This is a genomic window from Streptomyces sp. NPDC058877 (assembly GCF_042742855.1).
Classification (GTDB): Bacteria; Actinomycetota; Actinomycetes; order Streptomycetales; family Streptomycetaceae; genus Streptomyces.
In genome coordinates this window covers 1-1,396 of sequence record NZ_JBHYMF010000402.1, presented here as the reverse complement: position 1 = coordinate 1,396, position 1,396 = coordinate 1, and the positions used below count along the sequence as shown (strand labels likewise).

Annotated in this window: 2 protein-coding genes; both read left to right on the top strand. The window is 71.3% G+C overall.

Annotated elements, in window-relative coordinates; genetic code table 11:
• Positions 1-172: 172 nt before the first annotated feature.
• Positions 173-583 carry a hypothetical protein gene (locus ACFW2Y_RS35875; protein ID WP_384887955.1) on the top strand — a complete coding sequence of 137 codons (411 nt, stop codon included), beginning with the start codon at positions 173-175 and terminating at the stop codon, positions 581-583.
• A 52-nt stretch (positions 584-635) separates the two neighbouring features.
• Positions 636-1,352 carry an NDP-sugar synthase gene (locus tag ACFW2Y_RS35870; RefSeq protein ID WP_384887952.1) on the top strand — a complete coding sequence of 239 codons (717 nt, stop codon included), beginning with the start codon at positions 636-638 and terminating at the stop codon, positions 1,350-1,352.
• Positions 1,353-1,396: the final 44 nt, after the last annotated feature.

Below are 1,396 nucleotides of genomic sequence, written 5' to 3'. Positions count from 1 at the left end.
CGCCACGGATGCGGGGCCGCTCGTTTAAATGGGCTTACTGCGTAAAACCCCGGCATCCAGGGCCCCGGACCCACCCCCGCGTCAACAGGGGATTCGAAAAGTCGCCTCGAACCATCCCTCGCGAGAGTGACTAAATGTCGCCATATCACTACCGGCCGCTACGCTCGCCTGCGTGACGCACACTGCCCGCCGAATCGGCCGCTCTCTCGCCCTCGTCCTGCCCGTCGTCCTGGTGCTCTCGGGAACGCTCGCGGTGTCCGCCGTTCCGTGGGCCGGCCAGGACTCCGGAACCCAGCTCACGGCCTCCTCCGCCGACTTCGCCACCCAGGCCGAGTCCCGTGCCCCGCAGGATATTCTCCGCGACCGGCTCCTCGCAGAGCTTCAGGAGAAGGACCCCGGCACGGCCCTCACCCACCTGCAGCGCGAAGTGGAGAACCGCCCCTCCCTCGCCCAGTACTGCTTCTCCATCGCCCGCGCCCTCGGTCGCGCCGCCGTCGAGCAGTACGGCCCCTCCCGGGCCCAGTCCTACTCCCGCCCGGTCTGCGACACCTCCTACGCGAGCGGCGTGATGCGCGCGAGCTGAATCCCCGCGAGCTGACCGGACCGATGCCTACGGGGCGCCTATCGTTCCCCGTATGCACACCACTCCGACGCAGGCCGTGGTCCTGGCGGGCGGCCAGGGCTCACGGCTCCGCCCCTACACCGACGACCGCCCCAAGCCGATGGTCGAGATCCCGGGCACCGGGACCCCGATCATCGGCCATCAGCTTTCCTGGCTGGCCGCCGAGGGCGTCACCGACGCCGTCGTCTCCTGCGGTCACCTCGCCGAAGTGCTCCAGGAGTGGCTGGACGGCGCCGACCTGCCGCTGAAGGTGACCACGGTCGTCGAGACCGAGCCCCTCGGCCGCGGCGGCGGGCTCAAGTACGCCGCCGCCCACCTGCCCGACCCGGACCGGCCCTGGTACGCCACCAACGGAGACATCTGGACCCGCTTCTCGCTGCGCGAGATGGCGGCCTTCCACACCGAGCGGGACGCCCTGGCGACGCTCGCCCTGGCCCGCCCCCACATCCCGTGGGGTGCCGTCGAGACCGACGCCTTCGGCCACATCACCGACTTCATCGAGGCACCGCCCTCGCCGTTCCTGATCAACGCGGGCGTGTACGTCTTCTCCGCGGCCTTCACGGAACTCCTCCCCGACCTCGGCGACCACGAGCGGACCACCTTCCCCCGCCTCGCCCGGGAACGCCGGCTGGCGGGGTTCCCGCTGCCCCAGGGCGCCTACTGGAGGGCCATCGACACCGCCAAGGACCTGACGGAGGCCGCCAAGGAGCTGGCCGCGCAGAAGGGCTGACGCACCGCCCGCCGGACGACCCCGTCCGGACGTGCGGGAAGGGC